1 protein-coding gene is annotated in these 392 nt (G+C 72.7%); it reads left to right on the plus strand.

Annotation, left to right across the window (positions count from 1 at the left end; translation table 11 throughout):
- Positions 1–12: 12 nt before the first annotated feature.
- Positions 13–392 (plus strand): condensation domain-containing protein (locus AC1DYG_RS20440; RefSeq protein ID WP_477641665.1); only part of this gene is annotated, 380 nt, incomplete at its 3' end.

Consider the following 392-nt stretch of genomic DNA (forward strand, 5'->3'; position numbering starts at 1 on the left):
GGGGAGGTGACCGTGACGCTGCCCGCCGAGGAGACCGAGGCGCTGGCGACGGCCGCCCGGGAGCGCGGGGTGACGGTCAACACCGTCGTCCAGGTCGCCTGGGCGCTGGCGCTCGCGGCCCTGACCGGACGCGCCGATGTGGTGTTCGGTGCGACGGTGTCGGGCCGCCCGCCGCAGGTGCCCGGGATCGAGTCGATGATCGGGCTGTTCATCAACACCGTGCCGGTGCGGATCGAGTTCGATCCCCGCGAAACCGTCGGCGAGCTGCTGAGCCGCGTGCAGGCGGAGCAGGCGGCGATGCTCGACCACCACCACGTCGGGCTCGCCGACATCCAGCGGGAGGCGGGTCCGGCGGCGGTGTTCGACACCCTGACGGTCTTCGAGTCGTACCC

This window comes from Pedococcus sp. P1_H8, assembly GCF_056405175.1.